Annotated in this window: 19 protein-coding genes; 14 read left to right on the forward strand and 5 right to left on the reverse strand. The window is 71.6% G+C overall.

The window, feature by feature from the left end:
- The first annotated feature begins 14 nt into the window (after positions 1 to 14).
- The 9 genes from ABZ478_RS05355 (at position 15) to ABZ478_RS05395 (ending at position 10513) form a co-directional block, all read left to right on the forward strand.
- Complete coding sequence (locus tag ABZ478_RS05355; RefSeq protein WP_359545531.1) at positions 15 to 1358, forward strand: hypothetical protein; 1344 nt, start codon at positions 15 to 17, stop codon at positions 1356 to 1358.
- Between the two features lie 73 nt (positions 1359 to 1431).
- On the forward strand, positions 1432 to 2775 hold the full coding sequence (locus ABZ478_RS05360) for a hypothetical protein (RefSeq protein ID WP_359545533.1): 1344 nt from the start codon (positions 1432 to 1434) through the stop codon (positions 2773 to 2775).
- 80 nt (positions 2776 to 2855) lie between these two features.
- Positions 2856 to 3806 (forward strand): hypothetical protein, encoded by a 951-nt coding sequence (locus tag ABZ478_RS05365; protein ID WP_359545535.1) that lies wholly within the window; start codon positions 2856 to 2858, stop codon positions 3804 to 3806.
- Between the two features lie 146 nt (positions 3807 to 3952).
- Positions 3953 to 5161, forward strand: a complete 1209-nt coding sequence (locus tag ABZ478_RS05370; protein ID WP_359545537.1) for a DUF4190 domain-containing protein — start codon at positions 3953 to 3955, stop codon at positions 5159 to 5161.
- 184 nt (positions 5162 to 5345) lie between these two features.
- On the forward strand, positions 5346 to 6098 hold the full coding sequence (locus tag ABZ478_RS05375) for a GntR family transcriptional regulator (protein ID WP_359545538.1): 753 nt from the start codon (positions 5346 to 5348) through the stop codon (positions 6096 to 6098).
- Positions 6099 to 6434: 336 nt separating this feature from the next.
- Positions 6435 to 6629, forward strand: a complete 195-nt coding sequence (locus ABZ478_RS05380; RefSeq protein ID WP_359545540.1) for an SPOR domain-containing protein — start codon at positions 6435 to 6437, stop codon at positions 6627 to 6629.
- A gap of 45 nt (positions 6630 to 6674) precedes the next feature.
- Positions 6675 to 7085 (forward strand): (deoxy)nucleoside triphosphate pyrophosphohydrolase, encoded by a 411-nt coding sequence (locus ABZ478_RS05385; RefSeq protein WP_359545896.1) that lies wholly within the window; start codon positions 6675 to 6677, stop codon positions 7083 to 7085.
- Between the two features lie 136 nt (positions 7086 to 7221).
- Positions 7222 to 7650, forward strand: coding sequence for an ATP-binding protein (locus tag ABZ478_RS05390; RefSeq protein WP_359545542.1), 429 nt, complete (start codon positions 7222 to 7224; stop codon positions 7648 to 7650).
- A gap of 274 nt (positions 7651 to 7924) precedes the next feature.
- A complete protein-coding gene (locus ABZ478_RS05395; RefSeq protein WP_359545543.1) occupies positions 7925 to 10513 on the forward strand; it encodes a SpoIIE family protein phosphatase in 2589 nt (862 codons plus the stop codon).
- Positions 10514 to 10575: 62 nt separating this feature from the next.
- On the opposite strand, the gene ABZ478_RS05400 is transcribed toward ABZ478_RS05395, so the two are convergent.
- Positions 10576 to 12126 carry a hypothetical protein gene (locus ABZ478_RS05400; RefSeq protein ID WP_359545545.1) on the reverse strand — a complete coding sequence of 517 codons (1551 nt, stop codon included), beginning with the start codon at positions 12124 to 12126 and terminating at the stop codon, positions 10576 to 10578.
- An 80-nt stretch (positions 12127 to 12206) separates the two neighbouring features.
- On the opposite strand from ABZ478_RS05400, the gene ABZ478_RS05405 reads away from it, so the two are divergent.
- Positions 12207 to 13403, forward strand: a complete 1197-nt coding sequence (locus ABZ478_RS05405) for a hypothetical protein (protein WP_359545547.1) — start codon at positions 12207 to 12209, stop codon at positions 13401 to 13403.
- Between the two features lie 9 nt (positions 13404 to 13412).
- Here ABZ478_RS05405 and ABZ478_RS05410 read toward each other — a convergent pair whose 3' ends face one another.
- Genes ABZ478_RS05410 through ABZ478_RS05425 form a run of 4 tightly spaced genes read right to left on the reverse strand, consistent with a single transcriptional unit; the run spans position 13413 to position 17272 of the window.
- Positions 13413 to 14183: a succinate dehydrogenase/fumarate reductase iron-sulfur subunit gene (locus ABZ478_RS05410; protein WP_359545549.1), complete on the reverse strand. Its 771-nt coding sequence runs from the start codon at positions 14181 to 14183 to the stop codon at positions 13413 to 13415.
- Positions 14180 to 16111, reverse strand: coding sequence for a fumarate reductase/succinate dehydrogenase flavoprotein subunit (locus ABZ478_RS05415; protein WP_359545551.1), 1932 nt, complete (start codon positions 16109 to 16111; stop codon positions 14180 to 14182). The genes ABZ478_RS05410 and ABZ478_RS05415 overlap by 4 nt, the downstream gene beginning before the upstream one ends.
- A 23-nt stretch (positions 16112 to 16134) precedes the next feature.
- A complete protein-coding gene (locus ABZ478_RS05420) occupies positions 16135 to 16956 on the reverse strand; it encodes a hypothetical protein (protein ID WP_359545553.1) in 822 nt (273 codons plus the stop codon).
- A 25-nt stretch (positions 16957 to 16981) separates the two neighbouring features.
- A complete protein-coding gene (locus ABZ478_RS05425; protein ID WP_199211871.1) occupies positions 16982 to 17272 on the reverse strand; it encodes a hypothetical protein in 291 nt (96 codons plus the stop codon).
- Positions 17273 to 17558: 286 nt separating this feature from the next.
- Here ABZ478_RS05425 and ABZ478_RS05430 point away from each other — a divergent pair, with 286 nt between their 5' ends.
- The 4 genes from ABZ478_RS05430 (at position 17559) to ABZ478_RS05445 (ending at position 25218) form a co-directional block, all read left to right on the forward strand.
- Positions 17559 to 19730, forward strand: coding sequence for an ABC transporter family substrate-binding protein (locus ABZ478_RS05430; protein ID WP_359545554.1), 2172 nt, complete (start codon positions 17559 to 17561; stop codon positions 19728 to 19730).
- 207 nt (positions 19731 to 19937) lie between these two features.
- Entirely contained in the window at positions 19938 to 21854 is a 1917-nt protein-coding gene (gene typA, locus ABZ478_RS05435; RefSeq protein ID WP_359545556.1) for a translational GTPase TypA, read from the forward strand.
- Between the two features lie 404 nt (positions 21855 to 22258).
- Complete coding sequence (locus tag ABZ478_RS05440) at positions 22259 to 23305, forward strand: ABC transporter permease (protein ID WP_359545557.1); 1047 nt, start codon at positions 22259 to 22261, stop codon at positions 23303 to 23305.
- A gap of 104 nt (positions 23306 to 23409) precedes the next feature.
- Positions 23410 to 25218: an ABC transporter substrate-binding protein gene (locus ABZ478_RS05445; protein ID WP_359545559.1), complete on the forward strand. Its 1809-nt coding sequence runs from the start codon at positions 23410 to 23412 to the stop codon at positions 25216 to 25218.
- Positions 25219 to 25238 lie beyond the last annotated feature (20 nt).

Genomic DNA, 25238 nt, shown 5'->3' on the forward strand with positions numbered 1-25238 from the left:
CCGCGGGAGGGACCGTGAACATGCGACCGGACTACCGACCCATACGCCGCTGGCACGTCGTCGACGACCTGCGCCGGTTCAGCGGCAGAAGCAGCCATCAGCAATTGGACGTCACCAGCGTCACCGGCATTCTCCGCAAGCGTGCCGCCGTAGAGGCGGATCTGGAGCGCGACGCCGCGGTCGTCCAGTCGCGAGGCGATGGTGAGCTGCTGCGGCTGGCGGAGGGAGCCACGGCGCAGCAGGTCGTGACGCGGTACCCGCTCGCCCTGCTCGACAGCCTGCGGAAGACGAACGGCGACAGGTCCGCCGACGCACAGATCCAGCTGCGCCTCGCCGTGGTCGACGGCTATTCGGAGCTCACCGCGGACGGGGTCCTCGTCGGGACGGCACCGGTCCGCGCGGTGCGCCTGGTCGACTCCGTCCTGTGCCGCAAGGCTCTCGAACTGGCGCCGCCCCACTGCCCGTTGGTGGTGATCGTGGATCACGGTGTGTACACCGGCGTGATCCAGGAGCAGCTCGTCGGCAGCGACCCCGCCGAGTGGGTGAAGGTGCTGGTGGAGGACACGGCCAAGGGCTTCGAGGAGACCGCCTGGCTCACCGTGCCCGGCCTCGGCCCCGACGGCACGGCCGACCTGGCGGACCGTCTGTCCGGCCCTCCGTCCCAGCACGAGCGGGACAACCGCGCGAGCGGAGAGCCGCCCCCGCGAGATCCGTCCGGCTCCCCTCCGGCCCCGCGACCGGCGGCCTCCGCGGAGGGCGGCGGAAATCGGCGCACCGCGGACGAGCCCGTCGCGCCGGACGTCCCGCGGCCCGGCGGCGAGCCGGACGACCGGAGAGGGACCGGCAGGCGACCGGGCTGGCTCCCCGCCGTGGTGGTGGCCCTGATCGGCGCCATCGGCGCGATCCTCGCCGCGGTACTGCCCTCGGCGCTCTCCGACGACGAGGCCAAGTCCCCGGCCGGGGAGAGCCCGAGCGCCGCCGCCCCCCACACCGGCTCCGCGAACCCTTCCGGACCCGGCTCCGCCGGCGTCTCGCCCACCGGCACTTCCACCGAATCCGCCCGGCGCACCTGGAAGGAGATCGCCGACCGCAACGACGGCGTCCCGGTCTTCTCCTCGGCGTCCGGCGCGAACGCCGAGGGCAGGAACCGCATCCCGCTCGGCACCGAGGTCCCGGTGTCCTGCGTGGCGGTCAACAGGTCCGGCATGGCCAGCGTCAACGCCTGGTACGTGATCGCGGACGGCCCCTGGAAGGGCCTCTACGCACCGGCGAACACCTTCGCCAACGGGGATCCGGTGGGGGAACAGGGCGGCACCCACACCATCGACGTGGCCGTCCCGCGATGCTCCGAGACGTGACCCGCGCTCCTCTCGACCCGCCCTCCACCATCCGGTCGCACGACCCGTGCCCGACCCACCGGGAGCCCCGGCCATGCCCACCGATCCCGCCCGGCGATCGCCGGACACCACAAAGCCCGCCGCCCGCCGGCGCCTTCCCCGCTTCGCCGTGGTGTGCGGTGCCACGGTTCTCCTCGCCGCGGCGGCCGTCACCGCCGAGCTGCGCACGGCCGACGCCGCCGGCACGGGCCTGCCCGCCGGCCGGGTGCTGGGGGCCGGTCAGTCGGCCGTTTCCGACGACGGGGACTACGAACTGGTCATGAAGGACGACGGCAACCTCGTGGAGTACTCCCTCCACGGAGTCTCACCGATCTACCAGGAGGTCGACGACCTGTACGGCAACGCCTACTTCGGTGGTGGCAACGCCGAGAACGGCATCCTCGTCGGCGACGACGGGCAGCTGCTGTGGGAAACCGGCACGGCGGGGCACCCCGGAGCGCGGGCGATCATGCAGGACGACGGCAACCTGGTGGTCTACTCGGCCGATGGCGGCGTGCTCTGGGCCAGTGGCACCGAGGGGCATCCGGGCGCACGACTGGAGGTGCGGTCCGACGCCGACGTCGTCGTCCACGACGCCGACGGCCGCCCTCTGTGGTCCAACAACCGCGTGAGCACGACCGATTCCGGTGACTCGGGACCCACCACGTTCCGCAACTGCGGCACCGTGGCCGGCTCCGCGCAGTGCGGCATCGCCGGCTACCTGCCGAACGGCACCGGCGTGACCATGAAGTGCTGGCTCAGCAGTTCTCACCCCTCCTGGGCCCACCTGACCACCGACAAGTGGTTCTACGTCGACGCGCACACCGGGCCGGAGCACCGGTACGGGTTCGTCAACGCGGCCTACGTCACCCATCAGATCAGGACGCCCGAATGCGTTCCCCCGGCCGGACCGGGGCAGGGACCGCGACCCGCGGCATCCGTGACCCCCGGCACGCCCGAACCCCATGCGGCTTCGGCGTCCGCGGCTGTGCCGCCTCCGGCACCGGTGACGACGCCCCCGACCGCGCCTGCGGCCACCGCGTCGCCCGAAACGCCCGCGGACCCCCCGCGGTCGTCGGCGCCGGCGGCCCCGCCGTCGGCCTCGTCGCCCAGGTCGCGCGCGGAGCAGTCGGGCAGCCATGGCTCGCCGACCTTCACCGATCCGTACAACGCCTCGGGAGCGGGGCCGAGGATCGCGGCGATGACGACGGTCGACGTCAGCTGCCGGGTGTACGCCCCGCAGATCGCCAGCGCGAACCCGGACGGCTGGTGGTACCGCATTGCCTCGAGCCCCTGGAACAACGCCTACTACGCCGTCGCCAACACGTTCTGGAACGGCGACGTTCCCGGCCACCGGCCCTACACCCACAACACGGACTCGTCCGTTCCCGTCTGCTGAGCCGTCTCGTCCGCGCCCGCCCCGGCCGGCGGTACTCCGCAGGCCGGCACCGGGCGCGGCCCGGCGACCGGAGGAGACACATGAAGCACCGCTTCCGGCGATCACACTCCGGCGACCGCGTCACCGAGGCCGCCGTATCGCCGCCGGTCAGTGACCCGGCGGCACCGATGGACCTCGGTGTCGTCCGCATCCGTCCCGGCGGCACCCGCGGCCGCGGCCCGGACGTCCGGCGGCCCGGCCGACGGGCGGTCACGGCCTGGGTGGCCGCCGGTGCGGCCGGAGTGCTCGCCGTGGCGCTCGCCGTCACCGCCGCGTTCACGGACAGCGGGCCCGGTCAGCGGAGCCGGACTCATGCGCCCTTCCACGGGCGTCCCCTCTCACCGTCGCCCACCGCCGTCCGGCCGACCCGGTCCACCATGCCGTCGACCAGCGCGGATCCGTCGCCCTCGTCCTCGTCGTCCGGCGGCGCGCGGCGGACGCCCGGGCCCTCCGCCCGCACGAGCGGCAGTCCGACCACCCGCCCGCGTCACACCGGCTCCGGCACCGCCGGTCCCCACACCGGCGGCGGCACCATGGAACCGCCCGGCGGCGGGACGAACGGCGTTCCCGGCGGCGGGACCGGTGGCGGCACCGGGGGAGGCAGCGGCGGCGGAAACGGAGGCGGGACCGGAGGCGGAACCGGAGGGGGAACGGGGGGAGGCAACGGCGGCGGCCCCGCGACGGGTTCCCCCACCACCCCGGCGGTCCGGACGGAGATCCAGGGCAACGCCCACGGCGCGGACACCTTCAGCGATCACCACTCCGCGAGTGGTCCCGGCAGGCACCTCGACCACCTGACGTCCGTCGAAGTCAGCTGCAAGGTCTACGACCCCTCGATCGGGAGCGCCATGCCGGGGGGCTACTGGTACCGCATCGCCTCACCCCCGTGGTCCGACACCTACTACGCGGTCGCCAACACGTTCCTCAACGGCGATCCGCCCGAGGGCCCCTACTCCCACGACGTCGACGAGAAGGTCCCGGACTGCGCGTGACCGCTCGGCGGCGGACGCGGAATCGAGCGACCGCACCGGCCGGGGCCGGCCCGGCGCGGCTTACCATGCGCGCAGTCACATCAGCCCGGCAGCCGGCTGCCTGCCGGGCCTGCGCTGCCGCCGCCCGAACCAGGAGCACGGTACCGGTGTCCATACCCCCGCCCCCCGGCCCCCAGCAGCCGCACGGGCCGTATCAGCCGCCCCAGCCACCGTACCCGCAGGGGCCGTACGGGCCGCCGGTGCATCCGCAGGGGCCGGCGTACCAGCCGTGGGCACAGGGCTACAGCCCCGTCAACCGGCCCGCCCCCGTCAACGGCCTCGCCATCACCTCACTGGTGTTCGGCGCGCTGTGCTGTCTGCCGGGCGTCGGGCTGGTGCTGGGGCTGATCGCGCTGCGGCAGATCCGGCGGCGGGGTGAGCGCGGGACGGGGCTCGCGGTGGGCGGCTCGGTGCTGTCCGGGATCGGGCTGGGGTTGTGGGCGCTGATACTGGCCACGGGCGGCGCGGCCGGCTTCTGGGAGGGAGTGCGGGAAGGGGTGCGCGACGGCGCGAACTCCTCGCTGGTGAAGGGGGAGTGCTTCGACGCACCCGGCGGACTGCTGAGCGGCGGGACCGGCGTCGTGACCGGGGTGCCCTGCTCCGGGGCGCACGACGGCGAGGTGTTCGCCTCGTTCCGGCTGCGGGACGGCGGCTATCCCGGCGACGACTCGGTGACCGGTACCGCCGACGGGCGCTGCTACGGACTGCGGGACACCTACGCGATGGACGCCTGGGCCGTCCCCGACGACGTGGACGTCTACTACCTCACGCCCACGGAACGCAGTTGGTCGGCCGGGGACCGGGAGGTCACCTGCGTCTTCGGCAACGTGACCGAGGGCGCGGACCTCACCGGCTCGCTGCGCAACGACGCGACCGTCCTCGACGCCGACCAGGTCGCCTATCTGAAGGCCGCTCACATCCTGAACGCGGCCGTGGAGTCGGCCCCGGACGAGAGGTACGTCGAGGACGACCTGCCGGGGCACAAGGCGTGGGCCGGGCGGATCTCCACGGCCCTGGACGGGCAGGCCCGGTCGCTGCGCGGACACGAGTGGCCCGCCGGTGCCCGGAAGCCGGTCACCGCCCTGGCCGCCGATCTGGACCGGGCGCGGGCCGAGTGGGCGAAGGCCGCGAAGGCGGCGGACGCCGACGCGTTCTACCGGCACTACGACACCGGCCTTCGACTGCTCGACCCGAAGGCGGGGGTTCCCGTGCGGAGGGCCCTGGCTCTGGAGACCACCCCGCCGGCCGGGGGCGTTCGTGCCAGGGGTGGCACCGGGGACGGCGGCTCCGACGGCGACAGCGGCATGGCGGTCTGAGGCGTGCCGCGGACGTGATGATCGCGCGCAGGTGTGGCCGCGGCCATAGCGGGGAGAAAGTGCCTGGGTAAAGCCCTCCCCGGCCCACTGTCATCACATCGAGTGATTCTCTGGCCTTCGCTTGCACCGGACAACCCACGGTTGCCAGGCTGTTGCTGTCTGTACAACCCGATGGGAGTGGCCAGTGACTTTCGGTGAGCAGCCGGCGTACTTGCGTGTCGCGGGTGATCTCCGCAAGAAGATCGTCGACGGTTCACTGCCTCCCCATACCCGGCTCCCCTCCCAGGCCCGCATCCGCGAGGAGTACGGCGTCTCGGACACCGTCGCGCTGGAGGCCCGCAAGGTCCTGATGGCCGAGGGCCTGGTGGAGGGGCGCTCCGGCTCGGGGACGTACGTGCGCGAGCGGCCGGTACCCAGGAGCGTGGCCCGCTCCGGCTACCGTCCGTCCTCGGGCGCCACGCCCTTCCGGCAGGAGCAGTCCGACGCCTCGGTGCGCGGCACCTGGGAGTCAAGCAGCGCGCAGAGCACGGCCGGGGCCGTCATCGCCGAGCGGCTCGGTGTCGAGCCCGGCGCGCGCGTCATGCGTACGAAGTACCTGTTCCGGGAGGCGGGGGAGCCCATGATGCTCTCCACCTCCTGGGAACCCCTCGCCGTCACCGGGCGCACCCCGGTGATGCTGCCCGAGGAGGGGCCGCTCGGCGGCATGGGCGTGGTCGAGCGGATGCGGGCCATCGACGTCATCGTGGACAACGTCACCGAGGAGGTCGGCGCCCGCCCCGGCCTCGCCGAGGAACTGCACGTGCTCGGCGGCGTCCCCGGTCATGTGGTCATCGTCATCCAGCGCACCTACTTCGCCTCCGGCCGCCCGGTGGAGACCGCCGACGTCGTGATCCCGGCCGACCGCTACCGGGCCGCGTACCACCTGCCCGTGAAGTAGCGCACACCCCGGCACGCGCCGCGGGCCGGCGATCCGTCGCACCCCCTGGCACCCGGTGCCGTACCCGCCGCTGCAATCCGGCCGTTCTCCCAGGTGATCGCGGTTACGGCCGAAGTGCCCCCGACCCACGACAACGGCACGGGGGGCGGCGCGTTCGCGGTCGCGCGCCCCCTGCGTTCTGGCTGGTTGCGTACCTCTTTGTGAAAAGGCGTATTCGCTCCGTGAAGGTTGGGCGTACGCTCGGGCATATGCGGACTGCGGTTTCCTTGGGCGGGGCTCGGCGGGCGCCCGAGTGCGAGGGAGGGCGGGGCGGTGCGAGAAGGAACGGTGGGAGCCATGAGTGAGGGCACGGGGGTCTCCCTGCCCTGGATCGTGATACGGCAGGACGACAACGGCAATCGCTACCGCGTGGGGCGGTACGCGACCCGGGCCGAGGCCCAGAAGATCGCCGACAGCCTCGACGCCCACGGACACAAGCAGCTCTACTGGGTCGAGCGCATCGGTCAGAACGGCAACGGCGCCCACAACTGACCTTCTCCGCCTTCCCGTAGGCTCCGTCCCATGACGGATCGCCCCATGACGGACCGGACCGTGGTGGTGGGAGCCGCCCTCCTCGACGCCGGCCGGTTGCTCGCCGCGCGCCGCAGCGCACCCCCCGAGCTGGCCGGACGCTGGGAACTGCCCGGTGGCAAGGTCGAGCCGGGCGAGCGGCCCGAGGACGCCCTGACGCGTGAACTGGCCGAGGAACTCGGCGTCGACGCCGAGCCCGTCGAGCGCGTACCGGGGGAGTGGCCGCTGAAGTCCCCGTACGTGCTGCGGGTGTGGACCGCCCGGCTGCGCGCCGGCTCCGCCGAGCCCCGGCCCCTCCAGGACCACGACGAACTGCGCTGGCTCACCCCCGACCGGCTCTGGGAGGTGCCCTGGCTCGACCAGGACGTACCCGCGGTCCGCGAGGTCGCCGCCCGTCTCGGCGCCGGAACGCGCTGAGCGGAGCCCGCGACCGCCGGGCGGCATGCGGCGGAACGGGCCCCCTACGCCGTTCGCACCACAGCGCGCCGTCCCGCGCGGTACTGCCCGCTGGATACCGGGTATGTGCCCATTAACCCCATGAAAACGGACATGAGTGGGCTCGCTGGCCTGGGAAGTGATCGGCGTGATCGACACCGATGGCGACTGCGCCGAGTGGATTTTCCCGGCGGAGCCGGGCGTCGTGCGCACCGCCCGCGGCGCGGTCCGCGGCCAACTGCGCGGCTGGGACCTCGACTGTGTCGCCGACCTCGCCGCGCTGCTGGTGAGCGAGCTGGTCACCAACTCCCTGCGGCACGCCACCGGCCCCATCGGCGTACGGCTGGTGCGCCCCGCGCGGCTCGGTGACACGCTGCTGGTCGAGGTCTCCGACCCGCTCCCCGACCCGCCGCGCGAGCGTGTCGCCCAGCCCGAGGACGAGAGCGGACGCGGCCTGCAGCTGGTGGCCGGCGCCGCGCGCCGCTGGGGAACCCGGCCCGGCGGTGGTGGAAAGACCGTCTGGTTCGAGCTGGCGGTGCCCGGCTGAGCGCGGTGTACATCCCGGCGCTGAGCGCGGTGTACATCCCGGCGCGCGCCGTCCATCGTGCGGGGCCGCCCGGCGACCGGTGCGGGAGTGCGTGATTCGAGGCCGTGTTACCTGGTTAGAAGACTGGAAGTGTTGTCGCGGCCCGGTCCGAAAAGCACCTCGACCGAGCTGTGATCGTGAACACCGTGTTGTGCGGCGCCGTAGTGCTGGATACTGCGGGCAGCCGCCCCCGGTGACCGGTGCCGGGTGCGGTGAGCTGGAGGGGACGGTTCGCGTGAGCGAGATACCAGCGAAGGCCACGGAGTCCGAGGACCCGTCGGACGGCGCTAGTGACCAGGCCGCACGCAACGCGGGCGGGCCGGGCGACGCCATGTGGCAGAGCAGTCCGCCCGGCTCCATCTACGACTACATCAGGGTCGCGTCCTTCTCCATCGGTCCCGGCGGGCTGGTCGACCAGTGGAGCATGCGCGCCGAGCAGCTCTTCGGCATCCCCGCCGAACGCGCCGTCGGGATGGACCCGATCGACGCCTTCGTCGACTCGGACCTGCGCGAGCGCAGCCAGCGCAAGATGGCCGAGATCCTCGACGGGCGGGAGTGGACCGGTGCGGTGCCCTTCCGGATGCCGGACGGGCCGGACGGGGCCCGGGGCGAGGAAGGTCTCGCCGAGGTCTACGTCATGCCCACCCGGACCGCCGAGGGCGAGCGGGCCGCCGTCTGCATCGTGGTGGACGTCCGCACCCTGCGCAGCATCGAGACGGACCTCGCCGCCTCGCAGGCGATTTTCGGTCAGTCCCCGTTCGGGTTCCTGCTGATCGACACGGATCTGAGAGTCCGTCGGGCCAACATGCGTTTCGCCTCCATCTTCGGCGGAACGCCGGACGACCACCGTGGCAAGGGGGTCCACGACTATCTGCCGCGTGCCGAGGCGGATCGGGTTTCGGCCACGCTGCGGCGGGTGCTGGAGACCGGTGACTCCATCACCGACATGCATGTGACCGGGTTCGTCCCGGGCTCCGAGGAGCGCCGGCACTGGTCCATCAACCTCTACCGGGTGCACAGCGGCAGCGGCCGTCCCATCGGCATCGCCTGGCTCGGCACCGACATCACCGCCCGCCGCGCGGCCGCCCGGGAGGCGGCGGCGGCCCGGCGCAACCTCGCCCTGCTCAACGAGGCCGGCGCCCGCATAGGCAACTCCCTCGACCTCGAGACCACGGCCCGCGAACTCCTGGACGTCGTCGTCCCCGGCTTCTGCGACCTCGCCACCGTGGACCTCTACCAGGGACTGCTCATCGGCGACGAGACCCCGCCCGGCCTCGCCGACGGCAGTGCGGAACTGCGCCGCGTCGCCTTCGCCAGCGCCGTCTCCGACGCGCCCCTCACCGGCTCGGGTGACGCCGTCGCGGTCGGCGCGGTCCACCACTTCCCCTTCAACTCGCCCTGCGCGGACGCCCTGCGCACCGCCCGGCCGCAGCATGTGCCGCCGGAGGACGGGGGGCTCGTGCAGTCCACGCTGGCCGTGCCGATGGTCGCCCACGACACCGTCGTCGGACTCGCGCGTTTCGCCCGTACGAAGGGCAGCGAGCCGTTCGGCGACCGGGACCGGGACCTCGCGGTCGAACTGGCCGCGCGCGCCGCCGTCTGCATCGACAACGCCCGCCTGTACCGCCGCGAGCACGAGCGGGCGCTGATACTCCAGCGCTCCCTGCTCCCGCCCGGCGACCCCGAGGCCTCCGGGCTCGACATCGCCTGCCGCTACCTGCCCGGAAACGCGGCCACCGAGGTCGGCGGCGACTGGTTCGACGTCATAGAACTCCCCGGTCACCGCACCGCGCTGGTCGTCGGCGACGTCATGGGGCGCGGACTGCGCGCGGCGGTCGCGATGGGCGAACTGCGTACGGCCGTACGCACCCTGGCGCTGCTGGACCTCGAACCGGCCGAGGTGCTCTCCGCGCTGGACGAGATCGCCCGCGGCCTCGGCACCCCCGGGGGCGTCCAGCAGGCCACTCGCGCCGCCCGCCAGCCCCGCGACGCCGACCTCTCCGAGGTCTACCTCGCGACCTGTGTGTACGCCGTCTACGACTCCGTCACCAGGCGCTGTACGTTCGCCAACGCCGGGCACCTGCCGCCGGTGCTGGTGGAGCCCGGTGAGGCGGCCCTGATGCTCGACGTGCCGCCCGGGATGCCGCTCGGCGTGGGCGGCGAGCCGTTCGAGGAGGTCGAGGTCGAACTCCCGGAGGGCGCGCTGCTCGCCCTCTACACGGACGGCCTGGTCGAGTCCCGCGACCACCCCCTCGACGAGGGCCTCCAGGCCTTCGTGGGCGCGCTCACCGATCCCTCCCGGCCCCTGGAGGACGTCTGCGACCACGTCCTGAACGCCCTCGACACCCATCACGGCGAGGACGACATCGCGCTGCTGATGGCCCGGGTCCAGGGGCTGCCCGTCGAGTCCGTCGGCGACCGGACGCTGCCGCGCGAGCCGCGCAGCGTGGGGCGGGCCCGTGAGTACGCCCGGACGCAGTTGGTCGACTGGGGCCTCGAACCGCTGGTCGACACGACCGAGCTGCTGGTCAGCGAGCTGGTGACGAACGCGCTGCGCTACGGGGAGGGTGAGATCAGGCTGCGGCTGCTGCTGGACCGGACCCTGGTGTGCGAGGTGTGGGACTCCGGTCTCGTGCAGCCGCGGCGACGCCGGGCCCGGGACACGGACGAGGGCGGCCGGGGCCTGCAACTCGTCGGGCTGCTCAGCGCGGCCTGGGGATCGCGGCGCACGCCGCGCGGCAAGACGGTGTGGTTCGAACTCCCCCTCCCCGGCGGCGAAACCGGCCTGACCGACCCGGCGGAGGCCCTGCTCAGCCTGTTCTGAGCGCCCGAGGGCGTCGCCCCGTGGCCGGAGCCGGCCTGCGCCGGAGGTCCGGGGCGGGCGGGTCACGGCAGGTGGCGGCGGGAGCGGGTCCGCGGGCCGCCGAAGCTTGCCGGGGGGCCGCCGTCCGGGTCCTCGGCCAGGAGGATGCCGCCGAGGACGGCGCCGGTGAGGCCGCTGGCGTGGCCGTCGGCGAACGGGTTCCCGTGGGCGCGCACATCCAGCTCGGCCAGCTCCCGGGCCTGCCCGGCGAGCAGGTCCGCCTCGGCGCCCGAGCCCAGGGCCCGTACCGCCTGCGCCAGCCGGGCGCGCGCCGGTGCGCCAACCGCCCCCCGGTGCACGGCGACGAAGTCCTCCGTGGTGTCGACCGAGGCGCGCGACACGAGCAGCGCGGCGGCCTCCAGTACCCCGGACCGCCCCGCCTCCAGGCGTTCCACGGCCCGCGTGATCCGCCGCAGCGCGTCCAGCGGGTCGTACGGGCCGCCGGTCAGCTCGGCGCGCACGGCGGCCGGCGCGGCGTCCGCGTGCGCGAGCCGGGCCCGCAGCTCACCGCCGGTCAGGGAGGTGCGCCCGCCCTCCTTCCGCACCCCGGCGATCTCCGCCTCCGCGCCGGTCAGCGCGGCCGGCACCAGCGCGGCCGCCTCCCGCAGCCGGGCCGCGAGCCGTTCCACGCCGCCCACCAGGACACCGGCCTGGGTGACACCGCCCTCGGCGGCGCGCAACTGGCGGGCGGCCCGCGACAGCTCGCCCGAATCGGTTGCCTGCCGCGCCTCGTTGAGCCGTTCGGTGGCGAACACCAGCCGGTCCTTGGCCTGTTCGACGTAGCCGGTGACGGGTGCGGCCGCCGAGGGCGCGTACCGCTCCCGCAGTCCGGCCGCCGTCGTCTGCGCCGCCGCCGTCCGCCCGGCCAGCTCACGGAACCGCGCTTCCGCGACCTCCAGGGCCGCGGTCACTCCCTGTTCCAGCCCGCGCAGCCGGTCCAGCTCCGCCGCCTCGGCGTCCAGCCGCCGCCCTGCCTCCGCACACCGTCCGACGACCCCCACCAGTGCCTGCCGCCGGGCCGCCGCGTCCACCGGAACCCCCTCCTCGTACCGCCGCCATATCGCGAACGCGGCCGACAGCTCGGTCTCCGCGGCCCGCAGGGCGTGCGTGAACGGCTCGACCGCCTCCGCCCCGAACAGCTCCGCGACGTAGGAGAGTTCCTCCTCGCTGCCGCGCACGCAGTCGTCCGCCAGGACCAGCGCGGCGCGGGCCTGCCGCTCGCTCTCGGCCGCGGTGGGCACGGGCGGCGCCGCCGGCACCACGCCCGGTGTGGTGCGGGTCCGGGCCCGCCGGGTGCGCCGCAGATACCCGTAGCCGGCGAGCACCCCGGCCGCGCCGAGGGCCGCGAGCGGCAGTACGAGGTCGGTCGTGGAGGTCTCGTCCTGCCGTGGTGCGGCGGAGCCGGCGACCGGTCCGGCCGGGGCGGCGGGAACCGGATCACCGCCCCCCGCCGTCATCACCGGCAACACCAGCCACCCGGTGCCCACGAGCGCACCGGCCGCGGCGAGCGCCAGGCGCACCCGTATGGGCGCGCGGGCGCGCCGGGGCCGGCCACGGATCCGGGAGGACGTCACATTTCGGAGCGTATGGGCAGGTAGGCGCCCGCGCGAGTGGGGCGGACGCGGCTGGGGGAACGCGATGACAGGGGGGCGGGATGGACACGGAACGGCACGACCGGGAGACGGAACCGGACCGGAAGGCGGAGCCGGAGCGGGAAACGGAGCGGGAAACGGAACCGGAGCGGGAGACACCGCAAGGGCAGGCCCCCGAGGCCGCGCCCGCACCCGCCGACGAGCAGCCCTCGCCCGCCGACGAGCAGCTTCCACCCGCCGACGGCAGACGCCCCGGGCGCCGCCGCCTGCGCCGCGCCCTGGTCGCGGTCCTCCTGGCCCTGACCCTGCCCGTCCTCACCGCCGAGACGGCCCTGCGCGTCAACTACACCGGCACCCCGGCGCCCGGCACCCTCACCCGCCACAAGGACGCTCTCTGGCTGGGCCACGCCTGGGTGGACGGGCGCAAGACCGACGCGGACGTGAAGGCCCTCGCCGACCGCCTCCGGGACACCGGCATCCGCGACCTCTACGTCCACTCCGGACCCCTGGAGCACGACGGCACGCTCCCGAAGTCGGCCTACAAGAGGGCGGGTTGGCTCACGGCGGCCGTGCACCGGGAACTCCCCGGCGTCCGGGTCCAGGCCTGGCTCGGCGACGTGCTGGCCGGCGAGGGCCCCGACGGCCTGCGCCTGGAACGCGCCGCCACCCGTGAGGCGATCGTCGAATCGACCCGCGGCGTCCTCGCGGCCGGCTTCGAGGGCGCCCACTTCGACCTGGAGCCCCTCCACTCCGGTGACCGGGACTACCTCTCCCTCCTCGACGACCTGCGCGCCCTCACGCGTGCCCACCACGCCCTGCTCTCCGTCGCCGCCCACCAGATCGACCCGGTGCCCGGGTTCCACTCCTTCTGGGGCACGACCACCGGCCACCCCAAGTGGTGGTCGCAGGCCTACTTCGGGCAGGTGGCCCGCCGCGTGGACCAGATCGCCGTGATGTCGTACGACACCATGCAGCCGCTGCAGAGCCTGTACGGCGGCTATGTGGCCCAGCAGACCAGCCTCGCCCTGGAGGTCACGCCCAGGACCACCGACCTGCTCATGGGCCTGCCCTTCTACCACGAGAACCGTTTCGGCCACTGGGCCCACGCGGAGACCGTCCCGGCCGCCGTCCGCGGCGTCCGCCTCGGCCTGTCCCGCACCGACGCCGGCCGCACCCGCTTCGGCGTCGCCCTGTACGTCGACTTCGCGGCCACCGAGGACGACTGGAGGGCGTACCGGAGGGACTGGGTGCGGCCGTAGTGCCGTCCGCTACGTGGAACGTCTCCTGATCTTCGACCCCAGCCACACCAGCGGGTCGTACTTGCGGTCGACGGCGCGTTCCTTCAGCGGGATCAGGGCGTTGTCGGTGATCCGGATGCCCTCGGGGCAGACCTCCGTGCAGCACTTGGTGATGTTGCAGTAGCCGAGGCCGTGCTCGTCCTGGGCCGTGCGCCCCCGGTCCAGGCCCTTCTCGGCCGCCGCGTCCAGCGGGTGCATGTCCAGCTCCGCGATGCGCATCAGGAAGCGCGGGCCGGCGTACGCCTCCTTGTTCTCCTCGTGGTCGCGCACGACGTGACAGACGTCCTGGCACAGGAAGCACTCGATGCACTTGCGGAACTCCTGCGAGCGCTCCACGTCCTCCTGCGACATGCGATACTCGCCGGGGCCGAGACCGGCCGGCGGCACGAACGCCGGGACCTCCCTGGCCTTGCGGTAGTTGTAGCCGACGTCCGTCACCAGGTCCCGGACCACCGGGAAGGCCCGCAGCGGGGTGATGGTGATCGTCTCGTCCCGGTCGAACACCGACATGCGGGTCATGCACATCAGCCGGGGTCGCCCGTTGATCTCCGCCGAGCAGGAACCGCACTTGCCCGCCTTGCAGTTCCAGCGCACCGCGAGATCCGGGGCCTGGGTGGCCTGGAGCCGGTGCACGATGTCGAGCACCACCTCGCCGTCGTTGACCTCGACCGCGAAGTCCGCGAGGCCCCCGCCGCTCACATCGCCCCGCCACACCTTGAAGCGGGCCTCGTAGCTGCTCACTCGTACAGCTCCTCTTCGGCGAGGTACTTGACCAGCTCCTCCTTCTCGAAGAGGGCGAGCAGGTCCGGGCGGACGGGTTCGGTGGTCTCCCGGGTGAGCCGGATCTGGCCCCGGGCGGGATCGGTGCCGGCGAGGGTGCCGCCGGGGTCGGCGAGCGCGCACAGCAGGTTCACGTTGCGCCAGCCGCGGTCCATCGCGGGGTGGTCCTCACGGGTGTGCCCGCCGCGCGACTCGGTGCGCTCCAGCGCGGCCCGCGCCACGCACTCGCTGACCAGCAGCATGTTCCTGAGGTCGAGGGCCAGGTGCCAGCCCGGGTTGAACTGGCGGTGCCCCTCGACACCGGCCCGCCGGGCCCGTACCCGCAGCTCGGCCAGCTTGTGCAGGGCCTGCTCCATCTCGTCCTCCCGGCGGATGATGCCGACCAGGTCGTTCATCGTCTGCTGGAGCTCCTGGTGCAGGGTGTACGGGTTCTCCGGCGGGCCCGCCTCGCCCTCCGTCTGCGCGGAGAACGGGCGCAGGGCCTCCGCTGACGCCGTGTTGACCTGGGCGTCGTCGACCCGCGGACGCCGGTCCGCCAGTCCCCGCGCGTGCTCCGCCGCGTGCCGGCCCGCGCGGCGCCCGAACACCAGCAGGTCGGAGAGCGAGTTGCCGCCGAGCCGGTTGGAGCCGTGCATGCCGCCGGCGACCTCACCGGCCGCGAACAGCCCCGGCACCCCGCGCGCCGCGGCCGTGTCGGACTCGACGGCGATGCCGCCCATCACGTAGTGACAGGTCGGCCCGACCTCCATCGCCTCCGCCGTGATGTCGACGTCCGCCAGCTCCTTGAACTGGTGGTACATCGACGGCAGCCGGCGCCGGACGACCTCGGCGGGCATCCGCGTGGACACGTCCAGGAAGACCCCGCCGTGCGGCGAGCCGCGGCCCTCCTTCACCTCGGAGTTGATCGCCCGGGCCACCTCGTCGCGGGGCAGCAGCTCGGGAGGCCGGCGGTTGTGCTCGGGGTCGTCGTACCACCGGTCGGCCTCCTCCTCCGACTCGGCGTACTTCTCCTTGAACACGTCCGGGATGTAGTCGAACATGAACCGCTTGTTCTCGGAGTTGCGCAGCACGCCGCCGTCCCCGCGCACCGACTCGGTCACGAGGATGCCCTTGACCGACGGCGGCCAGACCATGCCCGTCGGATGGAACTGCACGAACTCCATGTTCAGCAGCGGCGCCCCGGCCAGCAGCGCGAGGGCGTGCCCGTCACCGGTGTACTCCCACGAGTTCGAGGTGACCTTGAACGACTTGCCGATCCCGCCGGTCGCGACGACCACGGCGGGCGCCTCCAGGACGAGGAACCGCCCGGTCTCCCGCTCGTAGCCGAAGACGCCGCAGACCTGATCGCCGTCCTTGAGGATCCGGGTGACCGTGCACTCCTGGAACACCTTCAGCCGCGACTCGTGGTCCCCGGTCTCCCTGGCGTCCTCCTGCTGGAGCGAGACGATCTTCTGCTGGAGGGTGCGGATCAGCTCCAGGCCCGTGCGGTCGCCGACGTGCGCGAGCCGCGGGTACTCGTGGCCGCCGAAGTTGCGCTGCGAGATCCGGCCGTCCTTCGTCCGGTCGAACAGGGCGCCCCAGGTCTCCAGCTCCCACACCCGGTCCGGGGCCTCCCGGGCGTGCAGTTCGGCCATCCGCCACTGGTTGAGGAACTTCCCGCCGCGCATGGTGTCGCGGAAGTGGACCTGCCAGGTGTCGTGCTCGTTGGCGTTGGCCATCGCCGCCGCGATGCCGCCCTCGGCCATCACCGTGTGCGCCTTGCCGAACAGCGACTTGCAGATCACCGCCGTACGGGCGCCCCGCTCGCGCGCCTCGATGGCGGCGCGCAGCCCGGCGCCCCCGGCACCGACCACGACGACGTCCCACTCCTGCCGGTCGACCACGGACATCAATCAGTCCCTCACTGGAGTCACTAGAAGAAGCGCGGATCGTCGAAGACGCCGGACGCGACGAGATAGACGTAGAAGTCGGCGAGCGCCACGCTCACCAGGGACGCCCAGGCGAGCGGCATGTGATGGGCGTTCAGCCGCCCGACGAACTGCCACGCGCGGTAGCGCACGGGGTGCCGGGAGAAGTGCTTGAGCTTGCCGCCGACGATGTGCCGGCAGGAGTGGCAGGAGATCGTGTACGCCCAGATCAGCACGATGTTGGCCAGGAAGACCAGGGTGCCCAGGCCCATGTGACCCCAGTGGTAGTGCGGGTCCCGGAAGGACAGCACGGTGTCGTAGGTCAGCACGCCGGCGACCAGCAGGGCGGCGTAGAAGAAGTAGCGGTGGACGTTCTGCAGGAGCAGCGGGAAGCGGGTCTCGCCGGTGTACCCGCGGTGCGGCTCGGCCACCGCGCAGGCGGGCGGGGACGCCCAGAAGCTGCGGTAGTACGCCTTGCGGTAGTAGTAGCAGGTCAGGCGGAAGCCGAGCGGGAAGATCAGGATGATGATCGCCGGCGAGACGCCCCACCAGCTCCCGAAGACCTCCGCGTTCGGCCCGGCGCGCATGGCGTGGCAGTTCTCCGCCAGGCAGGGCGAGTAGAACGGGGAGACGTACGGCGCCGCGTAGTAGTCCGCGTTCGAGAACGCCCGCCAGGTCGAGTAGACGACGAAGGCGAGCAGACCGGCCGCGGTGACGGCGGGCGCCAGCCACCAGCGGTCGGTCCGCAGATGCGGTGCGGCGATCGCGGCGCGGGTACCGCCGCGCACGCCACCGCTGTCCTGTTGGGATTCCGTACCAGTAGCCAAGACGGGACTCCGGTCGGTTCGGGGTTCAGGGAGCGTGCCGGTCGCGGGCGCCCAGACCCTCGTCGTCCGAGTCCGTCCACAGGCTGATGTCGTACGGCGTGTCGGAGATGGTGACGAGGTCGGGCCGGTTCGGGGCGGCCGCGTGGTTCGCCGCCTCGCGCAGCAGCCGCAGGCTGTCGCGCAGATGGTCGGCGTCCATCCGGACCCGGCGCATCTCCAGGCCACCGCTGCCGAGCTGCTGCTCCAGGCGTCCGATCGACCGGTGCAGGTCGTCCAGGCAGCGCTGGACGGATGTCAGTTCGTCGTGCACGGACATGACTTGCCCTCACTTCCGCGGGTCTGCGGGCCTTGAGCGGCGACGTTCATGCGCCTTGGAGTGTTGCGCGTCACACCTGGTGCTGTGAAGAGATGTGCACCGATTGGCCGAGGCGTACGGATGCACTTTCGGTGTATTGCGCCGCACGGGTGGGGTTCGTGTCCGTTGCCGCCGTGTCGCCCGCTCTTGCCGGATCCTTTCCTCTTCAGTGGGTGGATAGATCTGATCAGCTCCATATACCGCCAAAAGTGATCATAACGCCCGCGGCTTCCCGGAGGTAGCAGAGATGTCCCACCACGGCGTCGGCCTGCGCGCGGTCCTGCGCCCGGCCGTCTTCCTCACCGCGGGCGCCCTAGCGGTGCCGCTCCTGGCCGGCTGTGGCTCCGACGAGGAGGCGAGCCGCCCCCTGGCCGGGCAGGACATCGGCCTCGTGGCCCGCGACAAGGTCACCGAGGGCGGCACCCTGAAGTGGGCCGTGGACGCCGTACCGGAGACCCTGAACACCTACCAGGCCGACGCCGACGCGGGCACCACCCGTGTCGCACAGGCGGTGCTGCCGTCGATGTTCCGGTCCGACGCCAACGGCCGGCCGGTGGCGAACCCCGCCTATCTGGAGTCCGCCAAGGTCATCGAGACCGAACCGCGCCAGGTGGTGCTGTACAAGCTGAACCAGCAGGCGGTGTGGAGCGACGGCCGGGAGATCGGCGCCGCCGACTTCGCCGCCCAGTGGCGCGCCCTGTCCGGCAAGGACAGCGCCTACTGGACCGCCCGCAACGCCGGCTACGACCGCATCGAGAAGATCGAGCGCGGCTCCGGCGACCTCCAGGTCCGGGTCACCTTCTCCCGCCCCTACGCCGACTGGAAGTCGCTGTTCTCCCCGCTGTACCCGAAGGACGTCATGGGCACCCCGGACGCCTTCAACGACGGCGCCCGCCGGAAGCTCGCCGTCACCGCGGGCCCCTTCAAGGTCGAGAAGGTCGACACCGCCAAGAAGGACGTCGTCCTCACCCGCAACCCCCGCTGGTGGGGCAGCCCCGCCAAGCTGAACGAACTCGTGCTGCACGCGGTGGACCGCGACAAGCGGGTGTCGGCGCTCGCCGACGGCACCGTGCAGATCGCCGACATCGACTCCGCCGACGCCGAGCGGATCAAGGCGGCCTCCGGCTCGGGCGGCTCCCCGCTGCGGGGCGGCGGCAAGACCTCCGCGAGCAAGCTGCGGTCCTGGGCGCTGGCGCACGGCTTCGACGCCGAACAGGTGAAGGCCGGGAAGAAGAAGCTGCGCAAGGCGATCACCCGGTACCTGGAACAGCAGCAGGAACTGCGCGCCTTCGGCGTCCGCAAGTCGCTGGAGCCCGCTTACACCCAGCTCGCCCTCAACGGCGCCGGGGGCATGCTCGCCGACGAGCGGGTCCGCCGGGGCGTCGCGCGGGCCCTGGACCGCGAGGAACTGGCCAAGGCCGTGCTGACCCCGCTCGGCCTGCCCGCCGTGCCGGTCGGCAGCCACCTGGCCCTGTCCGGGCAGGACGCCTACGCCGACGGCAGCGGCGCCCTGGGCGGCCCGGACGTCAAGGAGGCGCAGGCGCTGCTCACGGACGCCGGCTGGGTGGCCGGCGGCCCGGTGAAGGAGCAGAAGCAGGGCGAGAAGGCGGCCGGCGCCGAGCGCGGCAAGGGCGACAAGGAGAAGAAGTCCGACGGCGGCAAGGACGGCGAGTACATCGTCGGCGAGGACGACAAGGCCAAGCAGCACGAGTCGGCCGAGGAGCGGGGCGAGAAGGGCGACGAGGGCGGCAAGCACCTCGCCCAGGACGGCAGGCAGTACACCGGCGGCGCGCCGGGCGCCTACGCCCCGCAGGGCACCGCCGCCCCGGCCGGCGCCGTGACCGCGCCGCTGGCCAAGAACGGCAAGGCGCTCGACCTGCGCTTCGTGCTTCCCTCGGGGCCGGGATCCGCGACGCTGGACACCGTCGCCGCCCGGATCTCGGCGATGCTGGCGAAGGTCGGCATCCGCACGACGGTCACCAAGGTCTCGGACGAGAGCTACTTCAAGGACCACATCGCCTCCGGCGACTACGACCTCGCCCTGTACTCGTGGCCCTCCTCCGCCTTCCCCGCCACCGACGCCCGGCCGATCTACGGCAAGCCGATCCCGGCCGCCGACGGCTCGGTGAACATCGAGCAGAACTACACCCGGGTCGGCACCGACCAGGTCGACCAGCTCTTCGACCAGGCCGCGACGACGCTGGACGAGGGCGAGGCGCGCGACCTGATCCGCAAGGCGGACTCCCGGATCTGGGCCGCGGCCGCGTCCATCCCGCTCTACCAGCGGCCCGAGCTGGTCGGCGTGCGCAAGGACGTGGTCAACGCGGGCGCGTTCGGCTTCCGGACGCCGGTCTACGAGGACATGGGCTTCCTGAAGAAGGGCGCGAAGATCGCACCCGGCCCGACCGCCACGAAGTGAGACCCGGCCTGTCCGGCCCGTGAACCGGAGCCCGTCCGGAACGTGAACCCGGGCCGTCCGGCACCCGGCCCCGTGGCCCTGCGGAGGCCTTCACCCGCAGGGCCACGTACCATGGGGTGAGGCCGTGGCGTGTCCAGCCCGGCAGGGCCCGCGCATCAGAAGACGTCCGCGCAGGGCAATCCTCATACTCCGGGAGTACGCCGCACCATGGCTGTGACTGCAACGCGTCACGACATCCGCAACGTCGCCATCGTCGCCCACGTCGACCACGGCAAGACCACCATCGTCGACGGCATGCTGAAGCAGGCCGGCGCGTTCGCCGCTCACCAGCTCGACCAGGTCGACGACCGGGTCATGGACTCGAACGACCTGGAGCGTGAGAAGGGCATCACGATCCTCGCCAAGAACACGGCGGTGAAGTACCACCCGAAGGCCGGTGGGGACCCGATCACCATCAACATCATCGACACCCCCGGCCACGCCGACTTCGGTGGTGAGGTCGAGCGCGGTCTGTCGATGGTCGACGGCGTGGTGCTCCTCGTCGACGCCTCCGAGGGCCCGCTGCCGCAGACCCGCTTCGTGCTGCGCAAGGCCCTCCAGCAGCGCCTGCCCGTCATCCTGTGCATCAACAAGACGGACCGCCCGGACTCCCGGATCGACGAGGTCGTCAACGAGACGTACGACCTGTTCCTGGACCTGGACGCGGACGAGGACCAGATCGAGTTCCCGATCGTCTACGCCTGCGGCCGTGACGGCGTCGCCTCGCTGACCAAGCCGGACGACGGCACGGTCCCGGCCGACAGCGACAGCCTGGAGCCCTTCTTCTCCACGATCCTGGAGCACATCCCGGCCCCCACCTACGACGAGGAGGCCCCGCTCCAGGCCCACGTCACCAACCTCGACGCCGACAACTTCCTCGGCCGTATCGCGCTGCTCCGCGTCGAGCAGGGCGAGCTGCGCAAGGGCCAGACGGTCGCCTGGATCAAGCGCGACGGGTCCATCGGCAACGTCCGCATCACCGAGCTGATGATGACCGAGGCGCTCACCCGCAAGCCCGCCGAGAAGGCCGGCCCGGGTGACATCTGCGCCGTCGCCGGCATCCCCGACATCATGATCGGCGAGACGCTGGCCGACACCGAGAACCCGATCCCGCTGCCGCTGATCACGGTGGACGAGCCCGCGATCTCGATGACGATCGGTACGAACACCTCGCCGCTGGTCGGCCGGGGCGGCACCGGCAAGGGCGCCGACGCGAAGGCGGCCGTCAAGGACCGCAAGGTCACCGCCCGCCAGGTCAAGGACCGCCTGGACCGCGAGCTGATCGGCAACGTCTCGCTGCGGGTGCTGGACACCGAGCGCCCGGACGCCTGGGAGGTCCAGGGCCGTGGTGAGCTGGCGCTCGCCATCCTGGTCGAGCAGATGCGCCGCGAGGGTTACGAGCTGACCGTCGGCAAGCCGCAGGTCGTCACCAGGGACGTCGACGGCAAGACCTACGAGCCGGTCGAGCGCATGACGATCGACGTGCCCGAGGAGCACATGGGCGCCGTCACGCAGCTCATGGGCGTCCGCAAGGGCCGGATGGACAACATGTCCAACCACGGCTCGGGCTGGGTCCGCATGGAGTTCGTCGTGCCGTCCCGCGGTCTCATCGGGTTCCGGACCGAGTTCCTCACCCAGACCCGCGGCACGGGCATCGGCCACTCCATCCACGAGGGCTTCGAGCCCTGGTTCGGCACGCTGACGACCCGCAACAACGGCTCCCTGGTCGCCGACCGCTCCGGCGCCGTCACCGCCTTCGCGATGACGAACCTGCAGGAGCGCGGCGTGCTCTTCACCGAGCCGGGCACCGAGGTGTACGAGGGCATGATCGTCGGTGAGAACTCGCGCTCCGACGACATGGACGTGAACATCACCAAGGAGAAGAAGCTCACGAACATGCGGTCCTCGTCGGCCGACTCGTTCGAGGCGATCGTGCCGCCGCGCAAGCTCTCCCTGGAGCAGTCCCTGGAGTTCTGCCGCGACGACGAGTGCGTCGAGGTGACCCCGGAGGCGGTTCGCATCCGCAAGGTGAACCTGGACGCCCGCGAGCGCGCCCGCGCCGCGAGCCGCGCCAAGCACGGCTGACGCCGGCGCCCGAAGCCCGCAGAACCCGGTCCTCCGCCGTCAGGAGGGCCGGGCTTTCGGCGTGTATGTCCGGACGCCGCACGGGTAGCGACTCCGTGACCGGTTCGCCCGGACAGCCCCCGGTACCGAGTGTTCGGATACCGGGGAACAGCGCGTCAAGTTTCGGACATGTAACGAAAAAAAAGTAACGAGCTGTCCGATTTGCCGAGAACCCCTTGGTCGTGTCAAGCGCGCACAGGTGTCGATCTCTGCAATTTTTGCTCAAAATAATGACGGTAGGGAGATCCCTATGTCTTCCGCCCTTGACGCGCGTTGAACGCATTGGCGAAAGTTCCCCCAAACCGCAGAACTCTCCGGTATCTGCGCTGCGCTCAGCTCTCCAACCCCCCGGGGGAAGAACTCACATGTCCAGTCCTGCCAAGGCTGAAGGCTCCGGGCCGTCGGTTGCCCTGGAGCCCGAACTCGAGCCGGCTCCTGTGCCCGCCAAGGGCGAGGCCAAGCTCGAGGGTCGCTCTCCCGGCCAGTTGATGTGGCAGCGCTTCAAGCGTGACCGTACCGGTGTCATCTGTGCGGTGATAGTGATTTTGTACTTCGTCATCGGTCTGGCGGCGCCGCTGCTGACGCAGCTCAGCGGGACGGACCCGTACACGCTGTACGGCCAGGACCCGACCTACCAGGATTCCCCGGTCCTCGACGAGTTCGGTCTGCCGCTCGGCTACTTCGGCGGTCTGTCCGGGTCGCACTGGTTCGGCGTCGAGCCGCAGTACGGCCGCGACGTGTTCGCGATGCTGGTGTACGGCATGCGCACCTCGCTGTTCATGGCCGTGGGCATCACGGTCCTGATGATGGTGACCGGTGTCATCCTCGGGCTGATCGGCGGCTACTTCGGCGGCAGGACCGACTACTGGATCGGCCGCGTCACCGACTTCTTCCTCGCCTTCCCGCAGCAGCTGTTCTTCATCGCCTTCATGCCCGTGGTGACCGCGTTCTTCGTGGACCCGCGCGAGGAGACGCCCACGTACCTCCGTGCCGTCGCGATGCTCATCGTGCTCTGGCTCCTCGGCTGGATGGGCATGGCGCGCCTGGTGCGCTCGACCGTGCTGTCCCTGCGTGAGCGGGAGTTCGTGGAGGCCGCCAAGGTCTCCGGCGCCTCGCCCTGGCGGATCGTCCGCAAGGAGATCCTTCCGAACGTGGTGACGCCCATCCTGGTGCAGTTCACGTACACGCTGCCGAGCACCATCCTCACCATCGCGTTCCTGTCCTTCGCCGGTGTCGGCTTCGTCGAGCCGACCCCGGACTGGGGCAAGCTGTTCGCCAACGGTGCCAAGTACACCGAGCAGGACCCGGCGTTCCTCTTCTTCCCCGGTCTCGCCTTGGTGATCTTCGTCCTTGCCTTCAACCTCCTCGGAGACTCGGTACGGGACGCGTTCGACCCCAAGTCCGGGCGGTAGATCGTCCACTTGTGGGGGGATGACTGCCACCCCCGGAGTCGGCCTACCAGCCGCGTAAGGCAGTACTCAGGAATATCAAACCGACAGGTAGGTGCATTCGCCTCATGAAGTCGTTCAGCTCGCGCAGAGCGCAGGCCATCGTCGTCGCGATAGCGGCCGGCTCCCTCGTGCTCACCGGGTGCTCCGAGAACAAGGGGGGCAACTCCGGGCAGGACTCGAAGAAGGACCAGCAGCAGGCCTCGGTCCAGTCCAAGGCGGTCACCTACGCCGACGCCGCCGGCTCGACCGGTCCGGCCGAGGACGTCGCCGGTGCCCAGAGCGGCGGCACCATCACGGTCTACCAGGAGGCGGGCCTCTCGCACCTGGACCCGGGTCAGATCTACGTCTCCGACGCCGGTCAGGTCGCCAACCTGCTGTTCCGTCGCCTGACCCAGTTCAAGGAGGACGGCAAGGGCGGCGTCTCGGTCGTGGGTGACCTCGCGACCGACGCGGGCAAGATGTCGGACGGCGGCAAGACCTGGACGTTCACCCTCAAGGACGGCATCAAGGACTCGAAGGGCAACGCCATCACGTCCGGCGACGTCCGCCACACCGTCGAGCGCCAGTTCGCCAAGTTCATCTTCGACGGCCCGCCCTACCTGCACGACTGGCTGGCCGGCAAGAAGTACACGGGCAAGTACCGTGAGCTGCTGCCCGGCGGCGGCTTCGACGGCAAGCACCTGCCGAAGTCCGTCCTGGACACCCCGGACGACAAGACCGTCGTCTTCCACTTCGACCAGGCCCGCCCGGACCTGCCGCAGACGCTGGCCATGGCCGGCTACGCGATCGTCCCCAAGAAGGACGACACGAAGGAGAAGTACGACACGGCCCCGGTCGCCACCGGCCCGTACAAGATCCAGTCGTACAAGAACGGCAAGTCCCTGGTGCTCGTCAAGAACACCAACTGGGACCCGAAGACCGACTCCGTGCGTCACCAGTACGTCGACGGCTGGAACTTCCAGTTCGGCGTGACCGAGTCGACCCAGACCAAGCGTCTGATCGCCGACCAGGGCAACGACAAGAACGCCATCCAGCTCACCGGCGGTGTCGAGGCCACGCAGATCCAGGACGTCATCAAGACCCCGGCCGTCAGCAAGCGCACGGTCAAGGGCTACCAGCCCTACGTGATGCAGCTGTCGTTCAACCTGGACCGCGTGAAGAACGTGAAGGTCCGCAAGGCCATCACCTACGCCGTCAACTCGAAGTCGCTCATCGCCGGTGAGGGTGGTGTCTACGGCGGTGACGTGGCCCCGAACTACTTCGCCCCGACCCTGCCGGGCTACGAGGCCAAGTACGACCCGTACGGCCGTCTGAAGACGCCGCAGGGCAACCTCGAGAAGGCCAAGGAGCTCCTCAAGGGCGTCCCGGCGGCCGACAAGAAGGTCGTCTTCGCCTACGGCAACAGCGAGAACGGCCAGAAGCGCAAGGTCGCCATCGAGGACGCCCTCTCCAAGGTCGGCTTCAACGTCGTCTCCAAGGAGGTCGACGCGGCGAGCTACTACGAGCAGATCGGCAAGCTCGACAACCCGTACGACATGTACGTCACGGGCTGGGGCCAGGACTGGCCGAGCGCCTCGACCGTCATCACCCCGGTCTACGACGGCACGCAGGTCGCCGACGGTTCGCCGAACTACTCGCACGTGAAGGACGCGAAGCTCGACGGCCTCATCCAGAAGGCTCTGTCGCAGAAGCCGACCGAGGCCGCGGCCACGTGGAAGGAAGCCCAGCACTACATGCTGGAGGACCTCGTCCCGGCCGCTCCGCTGTGGTACACCAAGCAGTTCCAGCTCTCGGGCTCCAACGTGGGCGGCGCCCGCTACGGGTCGGTGTCGAGCCTCATCGACATCAACCAGCTGTACCTGAAGAAGTCGTAACTCTCTACGGCTGAACGCGG

Source organism: Streptomyces sp. NPDC005706, assembly GCF_040631045.1.
In the GTDB taxonomy this organism is placed as follows: Bacteria; Actinomycetota; Actinomycetes; order Streptomycetales; family Streptomycetaceae; genus Streptomyces.

Bases quoted from the DNA above. Each gene is read 5' to 3' on its own strand.
- ABZ478_RS05440 (WP_359545557.1), top strand. From the start codon at position 22,259: ATGTCCAGTCCTGCCAAGGCTGAAGGCTCCGGGCCGTCGGTTGCCCTG.
- ABZ478_RS05445 (WP_359545559.1), top strand. From the start codon at position 23,410: ATGAAGTCGTTCAGCTCGCGCAGAGCGCAGGCCATCGTCGTCGCGATA.
- ABZ478_RS05365 (WP_359545535.1), top strand. From the start codon at position 2,856: ATGAAGCACCGCTTCCGGCGATCACACTCCGGCGACCGCGTCACCGAG.
- ABZ478_RS05385 (WP_359545896.1), top strand. From the start codon at position 6,675: ATGACGGACCGGACCGTGGTGGTGGGAGCCGCCCTCCTCGACGCCGGC.
- ABZ478_RS05425 (WP_199211871.1), bottom strand. From the start codon at position 17,272: ATGTCCGTGCACGACGAACTGACATCCGTCCAGCGCTGCCTGGACGAC.
- ABZ478_RS05405 (WP_359545547.1), top strand. From the start codon at position 12,207: ATGGACACGGAACGGCACGACCGGGAGACGGAACCGGACCGGAAGGCG.
- ABZ478_RS05380 (WP_359545540.1), top strand. From the start codon at position 6,435: ATGAGTGAGGGCACGGGGGTCTCCCTGCCCTGGATCGTGATACGGCAG.
- ABZ478_RS05415 (WP_359545551.1), bottom strand. From the start codon at position 16,111: ATGTCCGTGGTCGACCGGCAGGAGTGGGACGTCGTCGTGGTCGGTGCC.
- typA (WP_359545556.1), top strand. From the start codon at position 19,938: ATGGCTGTGACTGCAACGCGTCACGACATCCGCAACGTCGCCATCGTC.
- ABZ478_RS05430 (WP_359545554.1), top strand. From the start codon at position 17,559: ATGTCCCACCACGGCGTCGGCCTGCGCGCGGTCCTGCGCCCGGCCGTC.
- ABZ478_RS05360 (WP_359545533.1), top strand. From the start codon at position 1,432: ATGCCCACCGATCCCGCCCGGCGATCGCCGGACACCACAAAGCCCGCC.